This is a genomic window from Methanotorris formicicus Mc-S-70 (assembly GCF_000243455.1).
Lineage (GTDB): Archaea > AGJL01 > Methanococci > Methanococcales > Methanococcaceae > Methanotorris > Methanotorris formicicus.
In genome coordinates, this window is the sequence record NZ_AGJL01000120.1 from 1 (window position 1) to 513 (window position 513).

Here is a 513-nt window from a genome sequence, read left to right on the forward strand (position 1 = left end):
TTTTTATCTGCCATGTTTCAGCACCTCCAGTTATAACAATGGATGTATCAATGAGAATAGCAATAAGGACAAGAACAATCCTATTGCAATACCTTGAACTTTTCCGTTGTAGTATCCAGAATTGTATTTTGCAAGTATTGCAGCATCGTTTATCTTTTCAGAGATTAACCTCATTCTTGCTTCTATTAATGCAATTTCTGGGGAGGTAGGTTTTACTGCTGCACCTTCTTCTTCCCCATCTGCGCCTCCACCTTCTAATTCCAAAACCATGGGTTCTTCATCTATTGCACCAGGATCCTTTGAGATACACTCTTTTATAGCAGATGTTATCTTACCAGTATCTTCGCAGTCGATTAAGTCGACGATTTCAACGATTTGTCTTTGGAATCTCTCAACAGCGTCTTTACCAACGTTTTCTAAGAATGGAATTGCTCCTTTCGCTCCAATAATTCCCCCATCGTCTCCAATACCGTTTTCCCATAACGCTTTAAAGCATTGTCCTGTTATGTGTCC

The 513-nt window shown here is 39.6% G+C and carries 1 protein-coding gene; it reads right to left on the reverse strand.

From position 1 onward, the window contains the following. Window positions 1-30 precede the first annotated feature (30 nt). Window positions 31-513 (reverse strand): tetrahydromethanopterin S-methyltransferase (locus METFODRAFT_RS09650; protein ID WP_007045446.1); only part of this gene is annotated, 483 nt, incomplete at its 5' end.